Here is a 26,064-nt window from a genome sequence, read left to right on the forward strand (position 1 = left end):
GCTTTCTGCGGCATGGTGCACTCCCGTCACTACGACAAACTCGGAACGGCTTCGGGGCCGGCGGCGTCACCCGGTCCGGGCCGGGCGTGGCGGATCGGGCGGAGGGCGGCACCGAGGTCGCGCCCGACCCGGTCGATCCCGGCGGACGTGGCGACCGCGTAGACGAACCGGTCGGGACGCAGCAGCACCAGGTCGGCGCGGTGCCGCCGCAGCCATTCACCGAGTACGCCGTCCACGTCGACGACATCCACCCGCTCCACCGGACCGCCCCGGCGGGACTGCCGCTCGCCGGTTCGCCCGATCCGTGGTCGGTCCAGGCTCGACGGCCGCGTACCGGGCGGGTGGACGACGACGTGCCGCACCGCCACCGGCCAGTCCGTTCCCGGCCGGTCTCCCGCCCCGGCACGTCCCGCGTCAGCGGCGCGGTCGGCATCGGCGTCGTCGGCGGCGGCAGCAGCAGCACGGTCGGCGGCAGGACGGTCGGCGCCAGCACGGTCGGCGGCAGGACGGTCGGCGGCAGGACGGTCGGTATCGGCGGCGGCGCTGGCCCGGTCGAGTCGGTCGACGGACTCGGGTCGCCCGAGCAGCGCGAAGCCGTCCCCGAGGAGCCGGTCGAGCGGGACCGGGCCGACCTCGCCCGGGACAAGGACACTGGGCTGCGGGAACATCGTCCCGACGGCGCCGCGTCGGCGGCCACCGGCCATCAGCCCCCGCCGGTACGCCGGTACCGGCTTGAACTCGAAGCGCTCGACGAACCGGCGTACCCGGGGAACGGTCTGGACCGCCCGCAGCAGGCTGTCCCGCAGCCAGGCGGCGCGGCGGTCACGGGTCAGGAAGACCCGACCCAGCCGTACGCTCGTGCGCAGCATCGCCACCGTGTGCGGCCGACGTTCCCGCTCGTACGTGTCGAGCAGCGCCGGGTCGGCGTGACCGGCGAGGACCAGGGCGAGCTTCCAGGACAGGTTCGCCGCGTCCCGCAGCCCGCTGCACAGTCCCTGGCCGAGAAAGGGTGGCATCTGGTGGGCCGCGTCGCCGAGCAGGAACACCCGACCGGATCGCCAGCGCCGGGCGACGAGCCGGTGGAAGTGGTAGACCACCGCCCGGTCGACGGTGAACCGCTCCGGGTCGACGTACGGCTCGACCAGGGCGGCGACGCTCTCCGGCCGGAGCAGTTCGGCCTCGGTCTCGCCCGGCCGAAGCATCAGCTCGACGCGGTAGGTGCCGCCCGCACCGGGCGACACGAAGGCGGGGCGGCGCCAGTCGCAGACGAAGGTGGTGTGTTCGACCCGTACGGCCGACGGCTGCGCCGCCCCGGAGACCGCCAACCACGGCTCGGCGTAGCTGCGCCCGACCAGCCCGATCCCGGCCGCCGCCCGGGTACGGCTGCGGGCGCCGTCGCAGCCGAGCACGTAGCGGGCGCGCACGGTCCACTCCCGCCCGGTGGCGACGTCCCGCAGGACCAGGTTCACCCGGTCCCCGTCCTGGTCCAGGGTCACCAGCTCGGTGCCGAGGGCGAGCCGGACGTGGTCGAACCGGTCCAGCCCGGCCCGCAGGGCCCGTTCGAGCCGGGGCTGGTCGAAGAAGTGCAGCGGCGGATGCCCGTAACCGAAGTCGATCTCCGACAGGGCGATCCGGGCGAAGACCCGGCCGCGGCGGTTGACGTACTCGGCGAGCGGCGGGACGCTCACCTCCGCCCGTACCCGGTCGAGCAGGCCGGCCTGCTGGTAGACGCGCAGCGCCTCGTCGTCGCAGGAAAACGCCCGCGACTGGCCGTGCGGGGTCGTACTCCGCTCCACGACCAGCGTGTCCACGCCCCGCGCGCCGAGCAGGTTCGCGGTCAGCGCGCCGACCGGGCCGCAGCCGACGACCACCACGTCGACCTCGCGGAGGGCGTCTGTCCATGGTGGCTCGACTGGACGCATGAGACTGCCCCTCCGGTACGCGGTTCACCGCGAGCGGCCCACCGGCTGCCCGCCTCGACGGTGAACACGACACCAGGGCGGCATGGAGGTCCCGTGGAACCGGTGTGGACCGAACCCGTGGAGGCGACGTGGAGATCGCGTGGAGACGCCGTGGAGCCGGCTCTCCCGTCGCTCTCGCCGGACCCGATCAGGCCGCCGGTCCGGTCAGCGGTCCTCGGTGGGGAAGCGGGCCAGCAGCATCCCGGCGCCCTGCTCGGCGGCGAGCCACGATCCGGTGTCCAGATCCGCCGGGTCGGGGCCGGCGAGGCCACGTACCCGGTACAGCTCCGCGACGAGGACGCGCTCCCCCGTCCGCTCCGCCACCGCCAGCCCCTCGTCGGCCAGGGCCAGGGCGGTCGTCGGGTCACCGGCGGCCAGGTACGCCTCGGCCATCGCCGCGACCGTGATGGTGCGGGTGGAACGCAGTCCGAGCCGGTAGATCGCGTCCCCGGCGGCACGCATCGCCGGCAGCCGGCCCGGATCACCGCTGCGTGCCGCGACCCACTCGGTGAAGAACGCGCCGGTGGTGACGAAATGCGGCAGGCCGCTGTCCCGGCCGATCTCCCGGCACCGCCCGGCCGCCGCCCGGACGGCGGGGACGTCCCGCTCCTGCAACCCCATCCAGCCGGCGAAGAGGGCGGCGTTCGCCCGGCCGTACGGGTCGGCCAGCTCCTCGGCCAGCGTCTCGGCGGCGGCGATGTCCGCCCGACCGCCGGCCGCGTCGCCGCGCAGCGACCGGACCAGCGCTCGGAAGTTGTACGCGGCCAGCACCGGCCGCCGGCCGATCTGCTCGCCGAGCAGCCCCGGATCCACGGCGCGCAGCCCGTCGACCGCCGCCCCCAGGTGGTGTTCCGCCTCGGCGAGCCGGCCGGCGAGGTAGGCGACGACACCCAGCAGGTACTCGCCGGCCACGGCGATCAGACCGGTCCCGTCGTCCTCGGCCCGGACCAGCCGGCGGGCGATGTCGACGCAGATTTCGAACTCGGCCCGGTTGGCCGCCACCTCGCCCAGCACCCAGAGCGCGGAGCGGACGTCCGCCTCCGGCCCGACCAGCGCCAACAGGTCCCGGGCGCGGGCGCAGACCTGGTCGACGGCGTCGCTGCCGACGCCGGCCGTCATCTGCAACAGCGCGGCCCGACGCAGTTGGACCCGGAGTTCGGTCTGCGCCGCACGGGGTGAGACGTCGGCCGTCGGGGCCAGCCGGCGGGCGGCCCGGTCGAGATGCCCGAGCGCGTCCTCGTAGGCGACCCGTCGGGTCGCGTCGTCGGCGGCGAGCAGCGACCACCGCAGATGGTCGTCGCCGTGGCCGAGCCCGATCGCCTGACCGTAGTGGTGGGCCAACTCGGCCGGGGCGACGTCGCCGGCCCGCTCGTACCCGACGGCCAGCCGGGCGTGCAGCGCGGCCCGGCGCGGCGGCGGCAGTTCGGCGTACGTGACCTCGGCGAAGAGTGGGTGGCGGAACCCGACCGACCCCGGTCCGGCCTCGATCAGCAGCGCGGCCGTGTACGCCGTGGCAAGCCCGTCGGCGACCTGCGCGGCCGGCGTGTCCAGGACGGTGGCCATCACCCGCAGTTCGAGGGCGTGTCCGGCCACGCTGAGCAGGTCGAGGCAGTCCCGAGCGGCGCCGGGCAGCCCGCCGAGTCGCAGCCGTACGGTGTCCCGGATGCTGGGTGGCAGTTCCCCGGTGGCCGGGTCGGTGCGCGCCCGGAGCAGTTCGGTGATGAAGAACGGGTTCCCGCCGGTACGGGTCACCAGCCGCGCCACGACCCGCTCGGGCGGCGGTACGCCGGTCCGGTCCCGGACGAGGTCGGCGACCGACGAGGCGTCCAGTCCGGTCACCGGGAGCTGGCTGAATCCCGGCCCCCGGGCCAGCTCGGCGACGGTCGCCACCAGTGCCGCGTCGTGGCCGTACGGCCGCAGGGTGGCGACGACGAGGGCCCGGGACCCGGCCAGGAGCGAGGAGAGGTACCGCAGCAGCAGCAGCGAGTCGGGGTCGGCGGCGTGCAGGTCGTCCAGCACGATCAGCAGACCGCGTCGCCTCGCCACGGTCCGGACCAGCGCCGAGACGGCCTCGTACGCGCGAAAGCGGGCGGTCGGGTCGGGTCCGCTCTCCTCCGCCGGGCCGGCCGGCGGATCGAGCGCGAACACGCCGAGCCCGTGGGCCGAGGCGATGGGCTCCGCCTCGGGCATCGCCACGAGTTCGCGTACGACCTGGCTCCACAGCCAGAACGGCGGCGCCTGCCCGACGTCCGGGCAACGTCCCCACACCACCGGTACGCCGTCCGCCCGCGCGAGTTCACCGAGCGCGGTGGCGAGGCTGGTCTTGCCGATCCCCGGATCGCCCACCACGGTCGCCACCCGACCGGCCCGCCGGATCGCCACGCCCAGCGTCTCGGTCAACCGGTCCAACTCGGCACCGCGCCCGACCAGCCCGGCGGCGGTCGGGTTCGGATCCGGCGGAGTGACGGCCGAAAATGGAGCCGGGCTCGATGAACCAACGGTCGAGGATGGAGCCGGGCTCGACAAAGCGATGGTTGAGAACGGAACCGGGCCCGGTGGGACGAGGGTCGAGGTGGGAACCTGGCGCGGCGGGGCGACGGTCGGGGTCGGGGTCGGGGTCGGGGTCGGATCTGGCGTAGCGCGCGGCGTCGGGGTCGACGGCACGGCCTGGTCCAGGATCAGCCGGTGCGCCTCGCGCAACTGTTCACCGGGATCGAGCCCGTACTCGTCGGCCAGGATCCGGCGGCCCTCGTCGAAGACGGCGAGCGCCTCGGTCTGCCGGCCGCGCCGGTACAGCGCCAGCATCAGTTGCGCGCGGGCGCCCTCGCGCGCCGGGTTCGCCGACACGAACCGGCCCAGCTCGGTCAGCAGGCTCGCGTGTCGACCGGTCGCGGCCGGTTCGCCGCCGCCGCCCGACACCCCGTCGGCGAGGGCCGCGGTGAACCGCCCCTCCTCGGCGCCGAGCCGCAGCTCGGTCAGGCGCACCGCCTCCGGGCGGACCACCGTCAGCTCCGCCACCCCGGCCAGCGGTTCCCCCCGCCACAGCGCCAGCGCCTCGGTGTAGCAGCGTTCCGCCGTTGCCGGGTCGCCGGCCGAGAACGCGTCCGCCGCCCGTCCGAGCAGCCGGTCGAACCGGACCGCGTCGATGGATTCGACCGGCACTCGCAGCTCGTACCCCTTCGAGCGGCTCAGCAGGACCCGGGCGGGCTCGCGGGGGGAGCGCTGGGGCTCGACGGCCCGGCGCAGCCCGGCGACGTACGTCCGCAGTGTCATCTCCGCGCTCGCCGGCGGCCGCCCGTCCCAGAGCGCGTCGACCAGCCAGTCGGCGGAGACGTACCGATTCGGTCGAAGCAGGAACAGGACGAGCAGGGCTTGCTGTTTCGGTCCCCCGATCGGCACCACCCGGCCATCGCGGAGGATCTCCGGCGGACCCAACATCTGAAACTGCACACCATCACCACGGTGGTCTCGACATGCCCGAGGTTTGAGTATCGCAGCGCGCGTGGCTGACCTGACGACCACCGTTCGGCGCACCGGTCGGGTCGGCGGCACGACCTGATTGGACAAGCCTCGCCGATGATCGGTGCGGCGTTGTGGCCTTGTTCGGGGCCGCACAGCCAGCTTGCCGACGGTGGCCCGAGCATGCACCCACGTCACGCGTTCGATCCGGCAGCCCCTACGCGAGCCGCCACCGGGCGACGGCGAGGATCGTCGTCGTGATCGTCGATGCCCCGAGCCCTTACTTCTTTCGGAGAAGAAAGCAAGAGGGCTCAATGACGGCGCCGGCGAGGATCGAATGACCACCGTTTCCCGCCCAACTTCTCCTGCTGTGGCCAAGTTTGGGCTGTTCGTAGCCCCACCGAGAGCCGTCGTGGCCGATTCGTTACTTGACGCAGATAGTTCGTTCGCCGTAGGAAGGAAGTGTGATTGACGTGGTGACACCACCAGTGAGCCCGATCAGCCGGGAGCGGTCCAAGGAGATCAAGCGGAGTTCCGTGATCTCGACCGCCCGGCAGGTACGGGTGCTGTCCCGTGCCGAGCTCACCGAGCTCACCGGGCTCAGTCCCGCCACCCTCACGCCCCTGGTCCGTGAGCTGATCGCCGAGGGTTACCTGATCGAGCGCGGCCCCGGCACCTCCCGTGCCGGGCGTCCCCGCGCGATGCTGGAGTTCAACCCGCGCGCCGAACTGGTAGCGGCGGTCGCACTGGAACCCGCCCGGATCAGCTGCGAGATCGCCGACAGCGACGGCGAGGTGATAGCGCACCGCGTGGTCCGGTTCAGCGGCGACATCGTCGACACCGTCTGCCGGTCGGTACCGGAACTGGCCGGTGACGGACTGCCCGCACTGCGCGGGATCGCCATCGCCGCACCCGGTGTCTCCTCCGGTGGGGCGGTCCGGCTGGCGCCCTCGGTCGGCCTCGTCGAGGGCCGCCCGGTGGGTGAGTCGGTGCAGCAGCGGCTGGGCGTACCGGTAGTGGTGGACAACGACGTCAACCTGATGGCCGCCGGTGAGCACGCCGTCGGTGCCGGTGCCGACGTCGCCGACCTGCTGCTGCTGCACGTGGCGGACGGTATCGGTGCCGGACTGGTCCTGGACGGCCACGTCCGCCGGGGTGCCGGCGGGGCGGCCGGCGAGGTCGGCTTCCTGCCGCTCGATCCGGCTCCGCAGGGACACGACGGCGTCGGGCCGTTCGAGGAACGCTGGTCGGCGAACGCGATCGCCGAGCGGGTCGTCGCCCTGCGGCCGGGTCGTCGTCCGGTCCGTCCCGTGCAGACCCTGGTCGAACTGTCGCGCACCGACGACGCGGCGGCCCGCTACCTCGACGAGGTGCTGCGCGCGTGGGCCCGGCTGATCGTCGCCTGCGTCTGCGTGGTGGATCCCGGCCGGGTCCTGCTCAGCGGTGCCGCCGCCCAACTCGACGACCCGGCGCTCGAACGAATCCAGGCCCTGGTCGCGGAGGCCGCGCCGGCCACCACCGAGGTGCGCCGAGCCCTCCTCGGCGACCGCGCCGTCCTGCACGGCGCGATCAGCTACGCCCTCTCGGCCGCCGCCACCGGCCTGCCGACCCTGCTTCCCTCGCCCTGACTACCGCAGTTCCCCCATCCCCCTCGGAGGTACCCCCATGAGACGTCGACTAGTACTTGCCGGAACCCTGGCCGCGGTCCTCGCCGCCGGCACCGCCTGCGGTGGTGCCGCGGACGATTCCGCCGCCAGCGCGAGCGTGGACAAGCTGGTGATCTACACCGCGCGGGACAAGAAGGTCACCGACTACGTCGTGGAACAGTTCACCGGCAAGTTCCCCGAGTACAAGGGGAAGGTCGAGGTCCTCAACCTGGGCGCCCAGGAGATCCTGGAGCGGGTACGTGCCGAGAAGGCGAACCCGCAGGCCGACGTCTGGTGGGGTGGCACCCAGCAGGGGCTCGCCACGGGAGCGTCCGAGGACCTGCTGGCGGCCTGGCAGCCGACCTTCGCCGAGAAGATGGACGCCCAGTACAGGGACGCCGACGGCCGGTGGTTCGGGGAGATCCTGCTGCCCGAGGTGATCATGTACAACAACAAGGCGCTCACCGCCGAACAGGCGCCGAAGGACTGGGACGACCTGCTCGCTCCGCAGTGGAAAGACAAGGTCATCATCCGCGACGTGGCCGCGTCCGGAACCATGCGGTCGATCTACGCCTCGATGATCCAGCGGCTGTCCAAGGACGGCAGCGACCCGCAGCCCGGTTACGACTGGCTGCGCAAGCTCGACGCGAACACCGGTGCGTACGCGGCCAACCCGGCCGACCTCTACCTGAAGCTCTCCCGCCAGCAGGGGACGCTCAGTGCCTGGAACCTCCAGGACATCCTGCTCCAGGCCGACCAGTCGAACATGCCGTTCGGCTACGTCATCCCCGCCTCCGGCGCACCGATCCTGGTCGACGGGCTCGCCGCGATCAAGGGCGACAACACCACCGGCGCGCAGAAGTTCATCGAGTACCTCTTCGACGACAAGCTGCGCGCGGACCTGGCCCGGGACTACTACCAGATCCCGGCCGTGGAGATCGCCGACCAGCCGGAGTGGCTGGCCCAGCTCGATCTGAAGCCGATGGACGTCGACTGGAACGTGATCGCCAAGAACGAGACCGAGTGGATCAACCACTGGAACGCCCAGATCAAGAACAAGGGCTGACCGGCACGGCGCCGGACCGGTGCGACCGCCCGGTCCGGCGCCGCCGTCCGCTGGTATCCGAACACCGCCGTACGACCCGCCGCACGACCGAACAGGCACGCCGTACGGCGTCGTCCGGCACCGGATAGAGGAGAGAGGCATCATGATCGATGTCACGCTGGAGTCGGTGAGCAAGCGTTTCGCGCGTGCCGGCGACACCGCCGCGGTTGACGACGTCGACATCCACATCGCCGCCGGTGAGTTCTTCACCCTGCTCGGCCCGAGTGGCTGCGGCAAGACCACCACGCTGCGGATGGTGGCCGGGTTCTACTTCCCCACGTCCGGCCGGATCCGGTTCGGCGCCGAGGACGTGACCCGGATGCCGCCGAACAAGCGAGACGCCGGCATGGTCTTCCAGAACTACGCCCTCTTCCCGCACCTGAGTGTCGCGCAGAACGTCGCGTACGGGTTGAAGATCCGTAAGGTCGGACGGGTCGAGTCCCGGCGGCGGGTGGAGGAAGCCCTCGGCCAGGTGCACCTGGCCGGGTACGGCGGACGCCGGATCGACCAGCTCTCCGGCGGCCAGCAGCAGCGGGTCGCCCTGGCCCGAGCCCTGGTCATCCGGCCGCGCACGCTGCTGCTGGACGAGCCGCTGTCCAATCTCGACGCCAAGCTGCGCGAGGAGACCCGGACCGAGATCCGCCGGATCCAGCGGGACGCCGGGACCACCTCGCTCTACGTGACGCACGACCAGGCCGAGGCGATGGCGATGTCCGACCGGATCGCCGTGATGGAGTCGGGGCGGGTACAGCAGGTCGGCTCACCCCGGGAGATCTACCACCGGCCGGCGACCTCGTTCGTCGCCCGGTTCATCGGCCGCAGCAACGTACTGTCGCTCCCGGTGGTCGACGCGACGGCGGACTCGGTGACCGTGCGGCTGCCCGGCGACGGCGAGATCAGGGTCCCGGCACCGGCCGAACACGGCCTCGCCGCCACGGACACCGCGCTGGTCTCGATCCGTCCCGAGCACATCGGGCTCGGTGCGGTCACCGACCCGGACGCGCTGAGCGGCCGGGTGACCGAGTTGGAGTTCACCGGCATGGCGACCACGCTGACCGTCGACGTGGCGGGAGAGTCGGTGCAGGTCGCCGCGGTGGAGGTGCCGGCCGGGCTGAGCGTGGGTGACCAGGTCGGGCTGCGGCTGACGGCGGCGCGCACGTGGGTGGTACGACCGTGACCGCCACGCCGACCACGACGACCTCCCGGCCGACCACCGTCACGACACCGACCGGCCGGCCGTCGCGGTTCACCGACCGGTTTCGTGGTGCGACGAACTCGACCTGGTTTCCGTACCTGCTGGTGGCGCCGCTGCTGCTGATCCTGTGGGGCTACGTGGTGCAGCCGATGCTCACCACGTTCGCCGAGAGCGCCAGCGAGGACGGCACCGCCAACTACACCAGCTTCCTGTCCGGGGACGGCGTCGCCCGCTCGTCGCTGATCACCTCACTTGTGATCTCGGCGGCCAGCGTGCTGCTCTGCGGCATCGTCGGCGTCGCGATGGCCTTCCTGCTCAAGCGCTTCTCGTTCCCCGGCCGCCGGTTGATCGAGGCGATCATCCTGGTGCCGGCGGCGCTGCCGCCGCTGATCGGTGCGATCTCGTTCCAACTGCTGTTCAGCGAGACCGGCATCCTGCCGCGCGGGCTGCAACAGCTCTTCGGTACGGAGAGCGCGGTGCTGCCGTTCAGCGGCATCGCCGGCGTGCTGGTGGTGCACACCTTCACCATGTACCCGTTCTTCTACCTGGCCGCATCGGCGGCACTGGCCGGGATGGACCCGTCGGTCGAGGAGGCCGCCTACAACCTCGGTGCCGGTCGGGTCCGGGTCTGGCGAACGGTCCTGCTGCCGATGCTCACCCCGGCACTCGTCTCCGCCTCGCTGCTGGTCTTCATGACCTCGCTGGCGTCGTACACCGCTCCGCTGCTGTTCGGGGTGGAGCAGACGATGACCATGCAGATCTACATCAACCGGACGAACGGCGACCTGCCGATGGCCTCCACCTACGCCTCGGTGCTGGGTGTGGTCTCGGTGCTCTTCCTGCTCGGCATGCGCTGGTACGAGGGGCGACGCAGCTACCGCTCACAGTCCAAGGGGGTGGCCGCGCGCCGACGCGAGATCAGCAACCCGTTCGGGCGGTGGTTCGCGCTCGGCGGCTCGCTGCTGGCCACGGCGGTCCTGCTCGCACCGGTGGCCACCATCGGAATCGTCGCCTTCTCGCTGGACGGTAGCTGGACCACCCAGGTGCTGCCGACCGACTACACCATCGAGAACTTCAAGACCATCTTCTCCGACCCGGACGCCTTCCAGCCGATCCTCAACTCACTCCAGATGAGCCTGCTGGCCACCGCCGGGTGCGTCGTGGTCGGCGTGCTCATCGCGTACGCCGTTCGTCGGCTCACCTTCGTCGGACGCGGCCTGCTCGACGTGGCGGTCATGCTCGCCTGGGCGCTGCCGGGCACGGTCGTCGCGATCAACCTGATCTCGGCGTTCAGCACCGGCAACGCATTCAGCTTCGGGCAGGTGCTGATCGGCACCTTCTGGATCATGCCACTGGCCTACTTCGTCCGGTTCCTGCCGCTGGTCTTCCGGTCCAGTTCCGCGACCCTGGCCCAGATCGACCCCTCGCTGGAGGAGGCGGCCCGCAACCTCGGCGCCTCCTGGTGGCGGGCGTTCGGCTCGGTCACCCTGCGGCTGATGCTGCCGGGCGTGATCGCCGGCGCGCTGCTCGCGTTCGTGCACGGTGTCGGCGAGTTCGTCGCCTCGGTGCTGATCTACACCTCCAGCACCGCCCCGATCTCGGTCGAGATCAACAACCGGATGTACTCGTTCGAGGTCGGCACCGCCGCCGCGTACGGCATGCTCCAGGTGGTGCTGATCTTCGTCGTGATGGTGGTCTCGGGCCGGCTGGACAGCGGGCGCCGAGCTTCCCGAGAGGCAGCACAGTGGACGAACTGAGCGCACACTGGCCGACCGGCGGCGGCCTCGCCCCGATCGTCCGGGTACCCGGCGGTGAACTGGCCGAGGTGGCCGGGGCGGCGGACTTCGCCGTCCTGCCGGTCGGGGCGGTTGAGTGGCACGGCCCGCACCTGCCGTTGGGCACCGACCTGATCCTCGCCGAGGGCTTCGCGGCGCACAGTGCGGTCGCCGCCGGCCACCGTGGGGTGCTCTTCCCCGCCGTGCCGTACGCGGCCTGCCCGGGGCAGACCCGACCGTGGCCGGGCACGGTGGCGATCCGCCCCGAGATCGCGGTCGGCTACCTCGCCGACGTGATCGAGGGGATCGTCGCGGCCGGATTCCCCCGGCTGCTCATCGTCAACGGACACGACGCGAACATGTCCACCGTCCGGGCGGCGATGGAGTGGGTCTCCGGTCGGCGCCGGGCCAGCCTCCTGCTGGTCAACTGGTTCCAGTTGGTGACCCCGGCGGAGACGACCGAGATCTACGGTCCGCTGCCGTCGCGCGGCCACGGCGGCGCGTACGAGACCTCCGGTGTGCTCGGCTTCGACCCCGACGCGGTACGCCTCGACGCGGTCACCGACCTTCCACCGAAGCCCAAGCTCCCGGTCGACCACCCGTACGTGCTGGTCGAGTCCCGGCCCGAGCCGTGGCAGGGCTGGTCCGGGCACATCTCGCTGGCGAACGTGGCCGCCGGAACACGGGTCCGCGAACTGGCCGGCGGGCGCCTTCGCGACATCGTCGACGCCTGGATCGCCGCCCCGCTCCCCGCCCCGCCAACCGACGACCCGCCGGGGAAGGAGTCGTGACCGTGGACCGAGAGTTCGACATCGTCGACTTCCACCTGCACTTCCAGATCGGCGCCGACCAGACCATCCGGGACGCCGAATGCACGGCCGGCATGCACCCCGGCGGCGACCACGAGCGGGCGGTACGCTCCGCCGGCTCGGCCCCGTACGCCGAGCAGTGGCGGCGGACCTGGAGCTTCCCGGACCCGGAACCGCCCTCGGCGGACCGGGCTGGCGAAGCCGACCGGTGGGCCGCGGAGCTTCGGGCACACCGGATCCGCCGCGCTGTCTTCGTCACCGGCGGCGGCAACGACGCCGTCGCCGACGTGGTCGACCGGCACCCGGACCTGCTGCTCGGCTTCGCCCACCACGACCCGTTCGCCCCCGGCGCCGCCGCCGAACTGGAACGCGCGGTGGTGGAACGCGGTTTGCGGGGGCTGAAGCTGTTCGCCCCGCTGCTGCGCGGGCCGGTCGACGACGAGTCGCTGGACCCGCTCTGGGCGACCGCCCAGCGGCTCGGCGTCCCGGTGCTGGTGCACGTCGGGCACTACGGCAGCGCGGGTGGCCTCTCGGCCAGCCCACACGACAGCCCCAACCACCTCGCCCGGGTCGCCCGCCGCTATCCGGAGCTGTCGATAGTGGTGCCGCACTTCGGTGTCCAGCACGTGCAGGAGCTGCTTTTCGCCGCCTGGGCCTGCCCGAACATCCACGTCGACACCTCCGGCTCCAACCAGTGGGTGCGCTGGATGCCGTACCGGCTCACCCTGGACGACCTGTTCCGTCGCTGCTACGAGACGATCGGGCCGAGCCGGATCGTCTTCGGCAGCGACTCGTCGTGGTTCCCGCGCGGATACGTCACCCGGTACCTCGACGACCAGCTCCGGATCTGCCGGGAGATGGCCATGCCCGACGACCACCTGCGCGCCATCTTCGCCGGAAACGCCGAACGGCTGCTCGGCCTCACAAGGTAAGGAAACATCATGGACACGCCGTCGCTGACCACCTACCAGCAGTACCACCTGCGTCCGACCTACCAGCACCACGTGGGGTACCTCTTCGCGCCGATGGTCCGGGCCAGTCAGGCCCACGTGGTGATGCTGACCGAGCAGGGACTCATCCCCGCCGAGCGGGGCGCCCGGCTGCTGCGCGGGCTGCGCGAGCTGTCCACCGACACCGGCCCGGCGACCGCGTACGACGGCAGCTTCGAGGACGTCTACTTCATGATGGAGAAGCGGCTGGCGCAAGCCTGCCGGATCCCGACCTCACAGCTCGACGTGCAGCTGGCCCGCAGCCGCAACGACCTGGACGCCGGGGTGTTCCGGATGGTGCTGCGCGACCAGTTGGTCGGCGTACTGGGTCGGGTGCTGGCGGCGGCCACGACCGCGCTGGAGCGGGCCGACCGGTACGCGGACGTGGTGATCACCGGCTACACCCACCGCCGACCCGCCCAGCCGACCACCATCGGACACGCCCTCGCCGGCTACGCCGAGGCGCTCGCCGGTGAGGCGGTGCTCTACGCCGACGTGATCGACCAGCTCAACATCTCACCGCTGGGCTCGTGTGCCTTCGCCGGCACCGACCTGGACATCTCCCCAGCCCGGGTGGCCGAACTACTCGGCTTCGACGGCCTCGTGACCAACTCCTACGAGGCGGTTGCCGGCGCCGACCACCTGGTACGGGTGGCCACCCTCAACGCGCAGTCGCTGGCCACCGGCGCCCGGTTGGCGCGAACCCTGATGGACTGGCTGACCTGGCGCTGGGTGGCCACCCCCGGCGACTTCACCCAGGGCAGCAGCATCATGCCGCAGAAGCGGAACCCGGTCGTGCTGGAACACCTCGTCTCGATGGCCGGGGCCGAGGCCGCGGACGCCGCGTCGGTGCTCAACAACGTCGGCGCCGCCTGGTGGGAGGACTCCAACAACGCCACCACCGACGTGCAGGTCCGACTCTGGGACAGCTGCGACCGCGCGGACCGCTTCTTCGCCCTGCTCGGCGGCTTCCTCGCCGAACTGGAACCGCTGGAACCGCCGACCCGCGAGGAGATCGTCGCCTCCGGCGCCACGACCACCGCGGCGGCGGACGCGCTCACCCGACACGGCGTACCGTTCCGGGCCGCGCACTCGGTGGTCGGCCGGCTGGTGCGCGACAGTGCCCCGGACGGCTGGACCGCCGAGTCGGTCCGGGCGGCGGCCGACGCGGTCGGGATCGGCGAACCGCTGACCGACGTGGCCGTCGCGCACCTGATCGCCGCGGCGGTCCGGCCGGAACTGGTTCTCGACCGGGCCCAGGCCGACGGTCCCGGCACCGCGGCCGTTCGCGCCCAGGTCACGGTCGTGCGAAGCACTGTCGACAAGGTGGCCGGTAGGCTGGCCGGGGTAACGGACCGGCTGGCCCGCGCCGATCGGGCGCTCGACGAGGTGGCGACCGAGATGGCGGCCCGATGAACGAGCGGAGCGACCCATGGGGACGACCGCGACCAGCGGCCGACCCGACGATCGCGAACGAACGGCTGACCCTGTGACGATTCGGTCCACCACCGCCCGTCCGGTCGGGGCCGCGACCGCGCTGCCCGCCCCGACCGGTCGACCCGACGCCGCGAAGCCGCACGGGCCCCGGCTGCTCGGTATCGACTTCGGTGGCACCAAGATGGCGATCGGGGTCGCCGACGCCGAGGGTCGGCTGCTGACCAGCGAGCGGGTCCCGACGTACGCCGAGCGGGGCGCGCCGCAGGCCCTGGAGCGCGCGCTCGACCTGGCCGAGAAGCTGATCGCCGAGGTCGGCGGGCCGGTCGCGGCGGCCGGGGTGGCCTCGCCCGGGGTGGTCCGTCCGGACGGTATCGACCTGGCTCCGAACGTGCCCGGCTGGGAGCGGCTCCGGCTGGCCGACGCGGTCCGCGACCGGCTCGGCGTCGAGACGGTACGGGTCGACAACGACCTCAACGCGGCCGCGCTGGCCGAGTTGCGCCTCGGCGCGCTGCGCGGCGTCGATCCGGGTCTGGTGATCGGGCTCGGCACCGGGGTGGCGGCGGCCGTCACGGTTCGCGGCGCCGTGGTGGTCGGGCACCACGGGGCGGCCGGCGAGATCGGGTACGCGGTGACCGGCGACGGATTTCCCGGCACCATGCTGGAGTCCATATTCTCCGGTCGGGCACTGGACCAACTGGCCCAGCGGTTGGCAATCCCCGACGGCGCGGCCGGTCTGAGCGCCCGTGCGGTCGGCCCCGGCCCGGTCCGCGACGCGCTGCTGGGCCGGCTCGACGAACTGGCCCGGCACCTGGTCACCTGCTGCCTGCTGCTCGATCCCGAGCGGGTGGTACTGGTCGGTGGGGTGGCCGGCAGCGAACTGATCCACGGCCTGCTCGCCGAACGGCTCGCCCGGGTGCTGCCGCACCCGCCGGAGATCGTGCTGTCCGGATTCGCCGACGACTCCGCGCTGTTGGGCGCGGTCACCATGGCCCGGGAGGCGTTGCCCGCCGACCCGCGCCACCGGGACGGCTGAACCCCGGACCCGTGCGGCGCCGGATTCTCCTTACGGCTCGGGCATCGATGGCATTGCATCGATCGACCAATCACTCTACGGTTGCATTCGATCGCGCTGCGCGGTCGAGAGTCCGGCCGCCGGTGATCGCGCGGCGACGACCCCAACCATCCGTACGGCAACTGGCGGGAGCGTGTGCGCATGTCGGGGCGCGTGATCTACATGGCACCGGAGGTCGCCGCCGAGGCGGGCGGCGTACGGATGCTCAGCCGGCACGTGTCCCTGCTGTGCGAAGCGGGAATCGACGCGGCCCTGTGGTGCCCGGCGCCCGGCTACCGCTACACCTGGTTCGACGAGGTCGTACCCATGCTGTCCGGCACGGACCTGGAACTGACCGCCGACGACCTGCTGGTGGTGCCCGAGCCGGCGGTGCTGCCCGGCCGCGACCCGGCCCCCGGCGCCCGCAAGGTCATCTTCAACCAGAACCACTTCTACACCCTGCTCACCTGGCCCGACCCGAGCGGATATCCGGGCTGGACACCGACCCCGACGGTGTGGACCGCATCTCGGGAGAGCGCCCGCGTGCTGACCCGGCTGTACCCGGAACTGCCGCTGCACCGGGTCCCGTACCCGATCGACACCGACCTGTTCCGTCCGGGCCCGCGACGTACCCGCAGCGTCGCCTGGATGCCGCGCAAACGGACCCAGGAATCCACGCTGCTCAAACGGCTGCTGGCCACCACGCCCGGTGCCGAGGACGTGGAACTGCGGGAACTGACCGGTCTGTCCGAACACGAGGTCGCCGAAACACTCGGACGGACCTCGGTGTTCGTGGCGCTGGGCGCTTTCGAGGGATTCGGGCTGCCGGTGGCCGAGGCGCTGTCCACCGGTTGCCTGGTCGTCGGCTATCCGGCCGGTGGCGGACTGGAGCTGTTCGACGCGCCGGGCGCCTGGGCGGTACCCGACCAGCGACCACTCCTGCTCGCCGAGGAAACCGTACGGGTGCTCGACCTGCCGGACACCGAGGGTCTGCGGACGGCGTCCCGACAGTGGGTACGGGATCGCCACACGGCCGAGACGGTCGGCCCGGCGCTGGTGGAGGCGGTACGGGCGGCCAGGGCGCGGCCCGGGGCACCCGCCCGCGCGGTCCACTTCAGCGCCTGGATGGACGAGATCCTGGCCGCGCTCGGCGGTCTCACCGGCTCCGCCGATGGGCGCTCGCCCCGGAGCAGCCGGGAACGGTCAGCGTAGTGTCGGAACGCGCGGCAGGCGCGAGGTCGGGGCGGGTACGGGTGGGCGTACGGCTCACCGCGCCGTACGCCCACCGTTGTCGGTCAGTCGGGATCGGGCATCAGGCCCTGCGCGCGGAGGTCGTGGACGAGCCGTGCCGGCGGTAGGTGCGAATCCGGGTCCGAGCGGCGCGGGCCCTCCGGGCCGTCCGGGCCGACCCGGACGAAGGTCTCGATCCGGGTCACCCGGCACGGCACGCCCCGCACCTCGAAGTCGTCGGTACGCGGGGGCCGGTGCGCCGCGCGGGCGCGACTGTACGCCGCGATGAACTCCTCCAGCGGGGTGTTCTCGTCCCGGGGAATGTCCGCCATGGAGAAAGACTCCGCGTCCCGGGCCGCCTGCGGCGTCGCGTACGTGACCGGCCGGGGGCGCCACCTGCCGGCGACGTACTCCCCCACCGTGTAGCCGACCGGGAGCAGCACCACGTTCGGGTGGGTGGTCAGCGCCCGGCGGGAATCGGCGTGCACATCCTCGGGAACGGTCCTCGGCTCGTAGGCGGCCGAGATCATCTCCATCCGGACGAGTCCGTCGGTGAGCCCGGTACTCGCCGTCGGGTCAATGACAAAACCGTCCATCTGCGACGTGTGCCGTTCCGCCTGGCCGGGCCGGTACGGGTCCGGGTCGGTGGGCCGGGGCGGCTCCGGTCCGTTCGGGCCCATCCGGATGAACGGTTGGGCCCGGATGATCCGGTAGCGGCGGCCGTTCGCGGTGAGTTCGTCGACAACCTCCCAGTCAAGCAACTCGTACGCCACCTCGCACTCGGCCCGCTCGGCCGCGTGCTCGGGGGTCTGTGGTGTCTCACTGAACAGCTTCCGGAAGTGGGACGCGAGGCCGTCCCGCGCATGTTGCGGCGCGTCGGCGTTGAGCCGGAGGATCCGCCATCGGCCGCCCACCTCCTCCGCGGAGCCGAAGACCGGGGCGCCCCACATGATCGTCGGGTAGGCGACCGAGCGGTTCCGGGCATCGTCTTCGGAGACCGCCGACACGGGGTCGTCCCGCTGCTCGATTCTGATCAGCAGGTGATCAGGCACCTGCGTACCGTCATTGGCCATGTGCGCATTGTGATCCCTTGGCTGCTGAAATGCAGCCCCGCCACCACCACACTTCCTCCAGGTTTATCGACCGGGTGCCGTCTTCACGCCTGCCTTTCGAAGCCGACCTCGCCCGCTGGTTCCCGGACCGGCCGGCGATCAAGCTGACCACCTCGGTTCGGCCGGTTGCCCAGTTCCTGGCCAGACTGTCGCAGCGGGACGCGGCGGCACTGGAGGGGTTCGACCGCAGGGTCCGGTCGGGCACCCTGCCGTGGGTCCTCGACATCGGTGACGACTCCTACGACTTCCCGTTCGCCGCCAACGACTGCGACACCTTTGTGGTCAGATCGCCCGTAGTCGACGGCGGACCGGTGGGTCGTGGACCCAGCCGATGAAGCGGGCTTCAGCCTGTTCGGGGGTCAGGTCGGGCAGGGTTGCCGTTGCCTTGTCGCGGAAGCCGCCCATCACCTCGGCGAGTCGGGGCCGGTTTCCCTGGTAGAGGGACCACATGCGGCGGCGGAACACCTGGCAGGGCCATTCCTCGTTGTCGTCCTTACACCGCCAGTCGTCGCCCGGCCGGTGCGGGGCGCCCATCGGGTCGCCGTCGTCGGGGTCGTGTTCCACGCTTCCTCCGTTCAGAGCAGGTGGACCCGCTCGGTGCCGCCGTCGGTGTTCCGCACCGTGAGGCTTCCCTCGCCTTGTTCCGTCAGGTGGAGGACCAGGTCGAAGACGACCAGGGCCCGGTTGATCGTGTCGGTCTTCGTGTCCCGTGACCGGGCGCACGCCGAGGTGAGTGCGTCGACCGCGCGGGGCATCAGGTTGACTGTGATCTTCGTGAGCGTCGACCGGTCCGGGTCAGCCACGACGACGCTTGCCGATCTCGATCATGGGTATCGTCGGGGCGGGTGGTCGTGTCTTGCGCGTCCAGCATGGGCAGGAGCACGGTGCCCACGGCAGCCACGACTTCGACCCCGGCTTGACCCACCCCCTGCACCGGTCGCACTTGGCGCTGTCGCTGCCGCAGTTCATACACAACGGCCCGTCCGCCGCCGGGGTCAGCGGCTCGTCCGTCACCGGGCCTCCAGTGCCACCGGTGCCACTGTTTGGCGCTCGCGTTGGGCCCAGGCCAACTGCTCGCACCCATCCGCCCGACACTGCGGACAGCGCCGACCATTGACATGACCCCGAAGCGTCATCCCGGCGGCCCACCAGATCCCGGCCCTCGTCAACGGCTCATCCTGCCTACTCATCATTCGCCTTCCTCTGCACCGTTCTGCGTACCGGTGCACACGTCCCGCGCGAGAGCCTGGAGAAACTCGATCGCACGATCCATATACGGACATCCGTACTGGGTGCAATGGAGGCAGACCGGCCGCCAGAGGCGCGAATTACGGTGCCGCATGACCTCACTCCGGGCGATCCACTTCAACGTCTCGATACTCAAATCCCCGCCCATCGGTCACCCCGTCGGGTTGCGCCGGATGCGCCCGGACATCCCGATCGAGAACAGCTCCATCGGAACGGTCCGACGCTTCTCGTCGTACCTGCCCTCGTTGGGCATCCGCCGCCGCGCACCAGGAGCGGGCGGCGTGTCGGGCACCTCCTCACCGGAGATCTCCGGTTCGGCGGTCTGGTTGGTCTCGTCGTCACTCATAGGGTGTGCCTCCATCTCGAACGGCGGGGTGAATGTCGCGCAGCAGGCGCGGTAGTACGCGGTAGTAGGCGGGGCCAGCACGTCGCGTCATGACCACCGACTCGGGTCGGTCGCGGTCGGACACCGCACACACCCGAACGGACACGGAGGCCGGCGGTAACCCGGAAGCGCCGTGGTCCGCACGACACCGACCCAACCCGCCACCCGCTCACCGTCCGGACCCAACTCGACCCCCACCAGGGCAACCCAATCCGTACGACCCAACTCCACGTCCACGGGGTAATGCGTCACCCGCAGACGAAGGTCCTGCCAACCCTCGGGCCACTCAAACGGCCCATGACCAAGCAGGTACGACGTCGGATCGATCGTGAACACATCACCGACCTTGACCAACGGCTCATCCGACATGACAACCCCCGTCGCGGGACACGCGGTAGCCCGTGCGCTGCCCAAACGTCGGCAACGGCCCCAGAGACAGGGTCGGACCAGCCCACACCGGGCGGACGGACGGCGGCGAAGTGAGCGGCGGCGGCGCGGCAGCCCCGAGGGACCACGGCCGGACGCGGCACCACCAGTGGCGGCGGGGTGGGGACATCACGGCATCTCCTTGATTTGTACGTGGGACACCCGAAAGGACATCAATGTGCCCGCCCGTTTTCGCTCCGCGAGCAGTAGCACTGGTAGCCAGCTTGCCCTGCCGGAACAGGCAACGCAGCGGCCGATGGTAATGTCCCGAGATATCCACGCTCTGTCCCTAAAGGAGGCACCGAACGTGAATGAGACTCTTCGGTCCGCGATGACGGAACTCGGCCTGACCGTAGATTCACTTGCTCAGCAAACCGGCGTCGACCGGAAAACCGTTGGTCGATGGCTGTCGCCTGGTCGTGTGCCGCACGCCCGCACACGCGTTCGAGCGGCGGCGGTCCTTGGCCGGGAAGTAAGCGAACTGTGGCCCGATACAGGCCGTCGGCGTGACCCACTGTGGTTCGTGCCCTGGGCACAAGCGGAGCGCGAGGCAGTATCGTTGCGCTCGTTCGAACCGCTGGTGGTGCCCGGCCTGTTACAGACCGAGGCGTACGCACGTGTGGTGCTGACCGATGCGGGGCTGTGGTCGCGGGATGATGTGGAGTTGCGCGTGCGCAACCGAATGGACCGGCACGCGATCCTCGCCAGGAGCAAGCCACCGCAGTTCACGGCTGTTTTGGACGAAGGGGTCCTGCATCGCGCGGTCGGTAGCCCTCAGGTGATGCGGGACCAAATCCGGGCGATCATCACTGCGTGCGACGAGCCGCACATCCGTGTGCACATCGTGCCGTCGACGGCTGGCGCGTACGCTGGCCTGAACGGACCCTTCGTGCTTGCCGCAGGCCCAGGCGGTCGGCTAACCGGTTACCTGGACACTCAACTCGACGGCCAGGTGGTCGACAGCGCTGACAAGATGGAGGCGCTTCAGGCGTCGTGGGAGTCCGTGCGCGGTGAGGCGTTGCCGCACCGGCAGTCAATCGACCTGATGATGGAAGTGGCAGGAACATGGACGACCTAACCGGCGCCCAGTGGCGCAAGAGCACCCGTAGCAGCGGGAACGGTGGCAATTGTGTGGAGGTCGCCGACAACCTGTCCGGCCGGGTGCTGGTCCGGGACACGAAGGACCGCGATGGCGGCACCCTCAACTTCGGCCCGGACGCGTGGCGCGCGTTCGTCGGGCTGGCAAAGCAGCAGTAAACGCCCGTAGCGGGCACGGGTGCTCTGTTCGCTGACGACTGTGACGAAGAGACGTCATTCTCTATTTCTCTCAAGGGTTCGATTCCTTCGAGGAAACAAGAGAATGACGTCTCTTCGTCACTCGCGTCGGTGTCCCGGCGGGCTGGCCGTCTTTGGCCGCTCGCCCGGTTGACGCCAGCTTCTATCCGTGCGCCGCCTCCCCGTATGCCTGGATCAGCAGCCCACGGTGATTCCTGGTCTTCTAAAGCGGGTGGACTACGCGCGTGCAGTCTTCCGGAGCGGTGGCATGCTCACGGACGGAAAGCTGGAGGAGAGCGTCGCGCTCCGGTTGGATCGGCAATCGGCGCTCGACCGGGAGCGGCCCCCGCTACTCACGGTGGTGATCGACAAGGGTGCACTACGGCGGCCGGTAGGTGGGCCACCCGTGGGTCTGCACCTCGTCTCCTTGTCAGTCGGGGGCGACCTTCTCAAACGCTGAGCCCCGCCTCGGTATGACGGGCCCGTCCGGCACGACTCGCCGGACAGGCCGTTGAGCACGGTTGACCCCGCAGTCTGGCTGGACACCGGGAGTCGTGTGGAGATGTGGCTCCGACGGTGGCGGCAAGCGATCATCATCTCCCCCGGGCCCGGTGGCGGGGGGTCCGGTCGTATCGCCGTGGACGTGACGAGCGGCCGATCCGGGAGTTCATATAGTCGTGCGGTGAACATGGAGCAGGTTCGGCAGGCATACGGATCCATCGCGGAGCTCTACATCGGGCTGTTCGGTACGAGACAGCAGGTACACGCCGACGACCTCGCCCTCATCGGGCGCCACCTGGCGGGCCGACCCGGCCCGGTGCTCGATCTGGGCTGCGGGCCGGGCCATATCACCGACTACCTTCGCTCCCTCGGCGCCGACGCGACCGGAATCGACCTGGTCCCCGAGTTCATCGCCCATGCGCGGGCAACCCACCCGAGCGGCAGCTACCAACTCGGGTCGATACAGAAGCTCGACGTCGCCGACCACTCCATCGCCGGCATCCTGGCCTGGTACTCGTTGATCCATCTGCCGCCGCAGGATCTCGACGGCGTGCTCGCCGAGTTCCGGCGAGTGATGGCCCCGGCCGGAGCGTTGGTGCTCGGTCTCTTCGTGGGCGACGAGGTCGCCGCCTTCGACCACAAGGTCGTGACCGCGTACCGCTGGCCCGTTGACGAATTCTCCGAGCGACTGGCGCGCGCCGGCTTCACGGAGGTTGAGCGCCTACAGCGACCCAGCGACGGCACCCATCGGCCACACGCCGCCATCGCGGCAATCGCCACCCAGGGTTGACCGTCGGCGCCTCGCTTCCCGTGCCGACTTCGCGGATTCCGGCCGTCTGGCGGCATGCGCGCGAGCCCTTGTCCGGGCGCCCAGCGACCCGGTCTTTCTATCGACCAACCACTTACTTCTGCTCATCTGGACAAAAGTTCCGATTGATCGACGCATAGATATGGACAGTTGAATGAAAGACCCCTACCGTGTCCGTCACGTCCCGCTCCCGTCCCGGAGGAACAATGGGCATACGGTCCATGTCAGTCGCCCTCACCGCTGCCGGTCTCCTAGCCGGTAGCCTCGCCATCCCAGCCGGTGCCGCCATCGCGGCGCCACCACCGCAGGAGCCCGGTGTCACGCTTCGCGTCTTCGACGTGCAGGTGCCGCTCAGCGAGATCTGCGTGCTCAAGCCCGGCCAGACACCCAATGTGGACAAGAAGATGTCCACGATCAACTGGACCACCACGACTGACTTCGGATTCGGCGACAACTTCGTCAGCCAGGTCATCGGCAACATCAACATCGCCACGGCCGGGAGCTACACCTTCCGGCTGAGCAGCGACGACGGGTCCGAGCTGCGGATCGACGACCAGCTCGTGATCGACCACGACGGGCTGCACGGCGCGACGCCGCCCAAGGAGGGCACGGTCACCCTCACGACCGGCTACCACTCGCTGCGGATCGACCACTTCGAGCGGGCCGGCGACCAGCAGATCACCCTTGAGTGGCGTACACCCGGATCTTCGTCTTTCGTTCTTGTCCCCAACAGCGTGCTCAGCACCGACGCCGGCGTCGTGCGGGTCACCGCGCCGGGTCGCAAGGAGTGCGAAGGCGTCACCGACGCGCCCGGCGACGGGTTGCCGCTGACCGGCGTCCACCCCAACTACACGCTGACGAACCTGCGTCCGACCGGCTTCCAGCCGCAGGTGTCGGCGATGGACTGGCTGCCCGACGGGCGGCTCGCGATCACCACCTGGGGTGGCACCGACAATTTGCTCGGCGAGGTCTACCTGCTGTCCAACGTGACCGGCACGACGAGCCCATTGCAGGTCACCTACCAGAGGATCGCCCAGGGGCTGAAGGAGCCGATGGGCATCAAGTACGTCGACGGCAAGCTCTACGTGTCGGAGAAGCACCGGCTGGTCGAGCTGAACGACACCAACGGCGACTGGGTCACCGACAACTACCGCCAGGTGGCGACGTGGCCGTTCGGCGGCAACTTCCACGAGTTCGCGTTCGGGCTGCTCTACCAGGCGCCCTACTTCTACCTCAACCTTTCAGTCTCGATCAACCAGGGCGGGGCGACCACCAACCCGCAGCCGGCGCCCAACCGTGGCACGACCGTCCGGATCGACAAGAACACCGGCGCGCTGCACTACGTTGCCGGCGGCCTGCGTACGCCCAACGGCATCGGCTGGGGTCCCGAGGGCGGAATCTTCGTGCTCGACAACCAGGGTGACTGGCTGCCTTCGTCGAAGCTGCTGCACATCAAGCAGGACCGGTTCTTCAACCTGAACACGAACCCGCCCGGACCCTTCCAGAGCAACCCGGTCACCCAGCCGGTGCTGTGGATGCCGCAGAACGAGATCGCCAACTCACCGAGTACCCCGGTGATGGTGTCGACCGGGCCGTTCGCCGGGCAGATGCTGATCGGCGACGTCACCTACGGTGGGCTCCAGCGCGCGTTCCTGGAAAAGGTCAACGGTGAGTACCAGGGGGCGCTGTTCCGGCACACCCAGGGCCTGGAGATGGGCGTGCTGCGTACGTCGATCGGGCCCGACGGCGCCATCTACGTCGGTGGACTCGGCGCGGGCGGCAACTGGGGCCAGGCCGGCAAGCTGACCTACGGCCTCCAGAAGCTGACCCCCAACGGTGGCAACGCGTTCGACATCCACTCGATGCGCGCGGTGGCCGGCGGCTTCGAGCTGACCTACACGCAGCCGCTGTCCGCGGCCACGCTGGCCGGACTCGTCGCCAAGTACAAGGTCAAGCAGTGGCGGTACGTCCCGACGGCGACCTACGGCGGCCCGAAGGTCGACGAGCAGACCCTGACGGTCACCTCCGCGACCCCGTCGGCCGACGGCAAGAAGGTCACCCTACAGATCAGTGGCCTCCAGCCCGGCCGGGTCGTGCACGTGCGGTCGCCCCGCCCGTTCACGGCGACCAACGGGCAGGAGCTGTGGAGCACCGAGGCGTGGTACACGCTCAACTCTCTCGTCGGGGGCCCACCGCCGCAGACGGGAACGTTGGAGGCGGAGAACGCGTCGCTCACCGGCGGAGCGGTCGCGATGACCGACCACGTCGGCTACACCGGCAGCGGGTTCGTGGCCGGCTACGGCACCCAGGGGGCGGCGACGACGTTCACCGTGAACGCCGCGTCGGCCGGCGCCCACAACGCCGTGCTGCGGTTCTCCAACGGGCCCAACGGCGGCACCGGCGCCAAGACCGTCAGCCTCTACGTCAACGGCACGAAGATCCGCCAGACCAGCCTGCCCAGCACCGGCAACTGGGACACCTGGGCGACCAAGTCCGAGCCGGTCACCCTCAACGCCGGCGCCAACACGATCGCCTACCGGTACGACGCGGGCGACATCGGCAACGTCAACCTCGACAACCTGACCGTGACCGCGGTCGGCGGCGGTGGCGGCGGTGGCGGGCCCGGCACGATCAGCGGCATCGGCGGCAAGTGCGTCGACGTCGACAACGCCGGCTCCGCCAACGGCACGAAGATCCAGCTCTGGACCTGCAACGGCAGCGGGGCACAGCAGTGGAGCCGGGTGGGCTCGACCTACCAGACCCTCGGCAAGTGCCTCGACGTCGACAACGGCGGCACCGTCAACGGCACGAAGGTGCAGCTCTGGACCTGCAACGGCAGCGGCTCCCAGGTCTGGCAACCGCAGACCAACGGCTCGCTGCTCAACCCGCAGTCCGGGAAGGTGCTCGACGCGCTCGCCGGCAGCTCCGCCGACGGCACACAACTGCACATCTGGGAGTACGCCGGCGCGGCGAGCCAGAACTGGACGGTCCGGGCGGCCACCAACCGGACCGTGCTGTTCGACGGCACCGCCGCGTCCCAGACCGCCAACTGGCAGCACACCAACGGCGCCAACCCGACGTGGACGATCACCGGCGGCGGCATGCAGGTCAACGGCGGCGACATCCGTACCCGGCAGGGCTACGGCGACTACAAGCTGCACGTCGAGTTCTGGCTTCCGCTGTACGGCCCGGAGGTGACCGGTCAGGCCCGGGCCAACTCCGGCGTCTACCAGCAGGACCGCTACGAGTTGCAGGTGCTCGACTCGTTCGGTGACACGTCGCTGGCCAACGACGAGGCGGCGGCGATCTACACCAAGAAGGCGGCGGACGTGAACGCCGCGACGGCGCCCCAGACGTGGCAGACCTACGACATCACGTTCCGGGCGGCACGCTGGAACGGCACGACGAAGACGGAGGACGCGCGCATCACGGTGGTCTGGAACGGCGTGACGGTACAGAACAACGTCGCGATCAACGGCCCGACCGGCGGCGGCGCGGCCGAGGGCCCGTCAGCGGGCCCGATCCGCCTCCAGGACCACGGCAACCCGATCCGCTACCGCAACATCTGGATCGAGCCGACGTAACTCTCGCCCGACGAGCGCCGATCCCACACCGGGGTCGGCGCTCGTCGCCGTCCCGGCGGAGGTCGATA

General features: G+C 70.7%; 21 protein-coding genes. 15 read left to right on the forward strand and 6 right to left on the reverse strand.

What is annotated here, in order from left to right:
* Positions 1 to 29: 29 nt before the first annotated feature.
* Positions 30 to 1,922, reverse strand: coding sequence for a bifunctional 3-(3-hydroxy-phenyl)propionate/3-hydroxycinnamic acid hydroxylase (locus OG792_RS19900; protein WP_329101019.1), 1,893 nt, complete (start codon positions 1,920 to 1,922; stop codon positions 30 to 32).
* Between the two features lie 204 nt (positions 1,923 to 2,126).
* Positions 2,127 to 5,411: a BTAD domain-containing putative transcriptional regulator gene (locus OG792_RS19905; RefSeq protein ID WP_329101021.1), complete on the reverse strand. Its 3,285-nt coding sequence runs from the start codon at positions 5,409 to 5,411 to the stop codon at positions 2,127 to 2,129.
* Positions 5,412 to 5,896: 485 nt separating this feature from the next.
* On the opposite strand from OG792_RS19905, the gene OG792_RS19910 reads away from it, so the two are divergent.
* From OG792_RS19910 to OG792_RS19950, 9 genes are all read left to right on the forward strand, one after another.
* A complete protein-coding gene (locus OG792_RS19910; protein ID WP_329101023.1) occupies positions 5,897 to 7,048 on the forward strand; it encodes an ROK family protein in 1,152 nt (383 codons plus the stop codon).
* A gap of 37 nt (positions 7,049 to 7,085) precedes the next feature.
* Positions 7,086 to 8,132, forward strand: coding sequence for an extracellular solute-binding protein (locus OG792_RS19915; protein WP_329101025.1), 1,047 nt, complete (start codon positions 7,086 to 7,088; stop codon positions 8,130 to 8,132).
* A 142-nt stretch (positions 8,133 to 8,274) separates the two neighbouring features.
* Positions 8,275 to 9,348, forward strand: coding sequence for an ABC transporter ATP-binding protein (locus tag OG792_RS19920; RefSeq protein ID WP_329101027.1), 1,074 nt, complete (start codon positions 8,275 to 8,277; stop codon positions 9,346 to 9,348).
* Positions 9,345 to 11,123, forward strand: a complete 1,779-nt coding sequence (locus tag OG792_RS19925; protein WP_329101029.1) for an ABC transporter permease — start codon at positions 9,345 to 9,347, stop codon at positions 11,121 to 11,123. The genes OG792_RS19920 and OG792_RS19925 overlap by 4 nt, the downstream gene beginning before the upstream one ends.
* On the forward strand, positions 11,111 to 11,932 hold the full coding sequence (locus OG792_RS19930; RefSeq protein ID WP_329101031.1) for a creatininase family protein: 822 nt from the start codon (positions 11,111 to 11,113) through the stop codon (positions 11,930 to 11,932). Before OG792_RS19925 ends, OG792_RS19930 begins: the two co-directional genes overlap by 13 nt.
* Positions 11,929 to 12,882, forward strand: coding sequence for an amidohydrolase family protein (locus OG792_RS19935; RefSeq protein ID WP_329101033.1), 954 nt, complete (start codon positions 11,929 to 11,931; stop codon positions 12,880 to 12,882). The genes OG792_RS19930 and OG792_RS19935 overlap by 4 nt, the downstream gene beginning before the upstream one ends.
* A 9-nt stretch (positions 12,883 to 12,891) precedes the next feature.
* Positions 12,892 to 14,355, forward strand: coding sequence for an argininosuccinate lyase (locus OG792_RS19940; RefSeq protein WP_329101034.1), 1,464 nt, complete (start codon positions 12,892 to 12,894; stop codon positions 14,353 to 14,355).
* 73 nt (positions 14,356 to 14,428) lie between these two features.
* Positions 14,429 to 15,409, forward strand: a complete 981-nt coding sequence (locus tag OG792_RS19945) for an ROK family protein (protein ID WP_329101036.1) — start codon at positions 14,429 to 14,431, stop codon at positions 15,407 to 15,409.
* Between the two features lie 180 nt (positions 15,410 to 15,589).
* The gene (locus OG792_RS19950) at positions 15,590 to 16,639 is read left to right on the forward strand and encodes a glycosyltransferase (protein ID WP_329101038.1); all 1,050 of its coding nucleotides are present in this window, start codon (positions 15,590 to 15,592) and stop codon (positions 16,637 to 16,639) included.
* An 83-nt stretch (positions 16,640 to 16,722) separates the two neighbouring features.
* Here OG792_RS19950 and OG792_RS19955 read toward each other — a convergent pair whose 3' ends face one another.
* Positions 16,723 to 17,730, reverse strand: a complete 1,008-nt coding sequence (locus OG792_RS19955; protein WP_329101040.1) for a DUF5954 family protein — start codon at positions 17,728 to 17,730, stop codon at positions 16,723 to 16,725.
* Positions 17,731 to 17,804: 74 nt separating this feature from the next.
* Here OG792_RS19955 and OG792_RS19960 point away from each other — a divergent pair, with 74 nt between their 5' ends.
* Complete coding sequence (locus OG792_RS19960; RefSeq protein ID WP_329101042.1) at positions 17,805 to 18,104, forward strand: hypothetical protein; 300 nt, start codon at positions 17,805 to 17,807, stop codon at positions 18,102 to 18,104.
* Here OG792_RS19960 and OG792_RS19965 read toward each other — a convergent pair.
* The 3 genes from OG792_RS19965 to OG792_RS19975 form a co-directional block, all read right to left on the reverse strand.
* Complete coding sequence (locus OG792_RS19965) at positions 18,052 to 18,333, reverse strand: hypothetical protein (RefSeq protein ID WP_329101044.1); 282 nt, start codon at positions 18,331 to 18,333, stop codon at positions 18,052 to 18,054. The two genes, OG792_RS19960 and OG792_RS19965, sit on opposite strands and share 53 nt — an antisense overlap.
* An 11-nt stretch (positions 18,334 to 18,344) precedes the next feature.
* Positions 18,345 to 18,524, reverse strand: coding sequence for a hypothetical protein (locus OG792_RS19970; RefSeq protein ID WP_329101046.1), 180 nt, complete (start codon positions 18,522 to 18,524; stop codon positions 18,345 to 18,347).
* A gap of 644 nt (positions 18,525 to 19,168) precedes the next feature.
* On the reverse strand, positions 19,169 to 19,363 hold the full coding sequence (locus OG792_RS19975; protein WP_329101047.1) for a hypothetical protein: 195 nt from the start codon (positions 19,361 to 19,363) through the stop codon (positions 19,169 to 19,171).
* 772 nt (positions 19,364 to 20,135) lie between these two features.
* Here OG792_RS19975 and OG792_RS19980 point away from each other — a divergent pair.
* From OG792_RS19980 to OG792_RS20000, 5 genes are all read left to right on the forward strand, one after another.
* Positions 20,136 to 20,906, forward strand: a complete 771-nt coding sequence (locus OG792_RS19980) for a helix-turn-helix domain-containing protein (RefSeq protein ID WP_329101049.1) — start codon at positions 20,136 to 20,138, stop codon at positions 20,904 to 20,906.
* On the forward strand, positions 20,894 to 21,085 hold the full coding sequence (locus OG792_RS19985; RefSeq protein ID WP_329101051.1) for a DUF397 domain-containing protein: 192 nt from the start codon (positions 20,894 to 20,896) through the stop codon (positions 21,083 to 21,085). The genes OG792_RS19980 and OG792_RS19985 overlap by 13 nt, the downstream gene beginning before the upstream one ends.
* Before the next feature lie 226 nt (positions 21,086 to 21,311).
* Positions 21,312 to 21,563: a Scr1 family TA system antitoxin-like transcriptional regulator gene (locus OG792_RS19990; RefSeq protein WP_329111336.1), complete on the forward strand. Its 252-nt coding sequence runs from the start codon at positions 21,312 to 21,314 to the stop codon at positions 21,561 to 21,563.
* A gap of 222 nt (positions 21,564 to 21,785) precedes the next feature.
* A complete protein-coding gene (locus OG792_RS19995; RefSeq protein WP_329111338.1) occupies positions 21,786 to 22,394 on the forward strand; it encodes a class I SAM-dependent methyltransferase in 609 nt (202 codons plus the stop codon).
* A gap of 239 nt (positions 22,395 to 22,633) precedes the next feature.
* Positions 22,634 to 25,996, forward strand: coding sequence for a family 16 glycoside hydrolase (locus OG792_RS20000; RefSeq protein ID WP_329101053.1), 3,363 nt, complete (start codon positions 22,634 to 22,636; stop codon positions 25,994 to 25,996).
* Positions 25,997 to 26,064 lie beyond the last annotated feature (68 nt).

It is taken from the genome of Micromonospora sp. NBC_01699 (assembly GCF_036250065.1).
In the GTDB taxonomy this organism is placed as follows: Bacteria; Actinomycetota; Actinomycetes; order Mycobacteriales; family Micromonosporaceae; genus Micromonospora_G.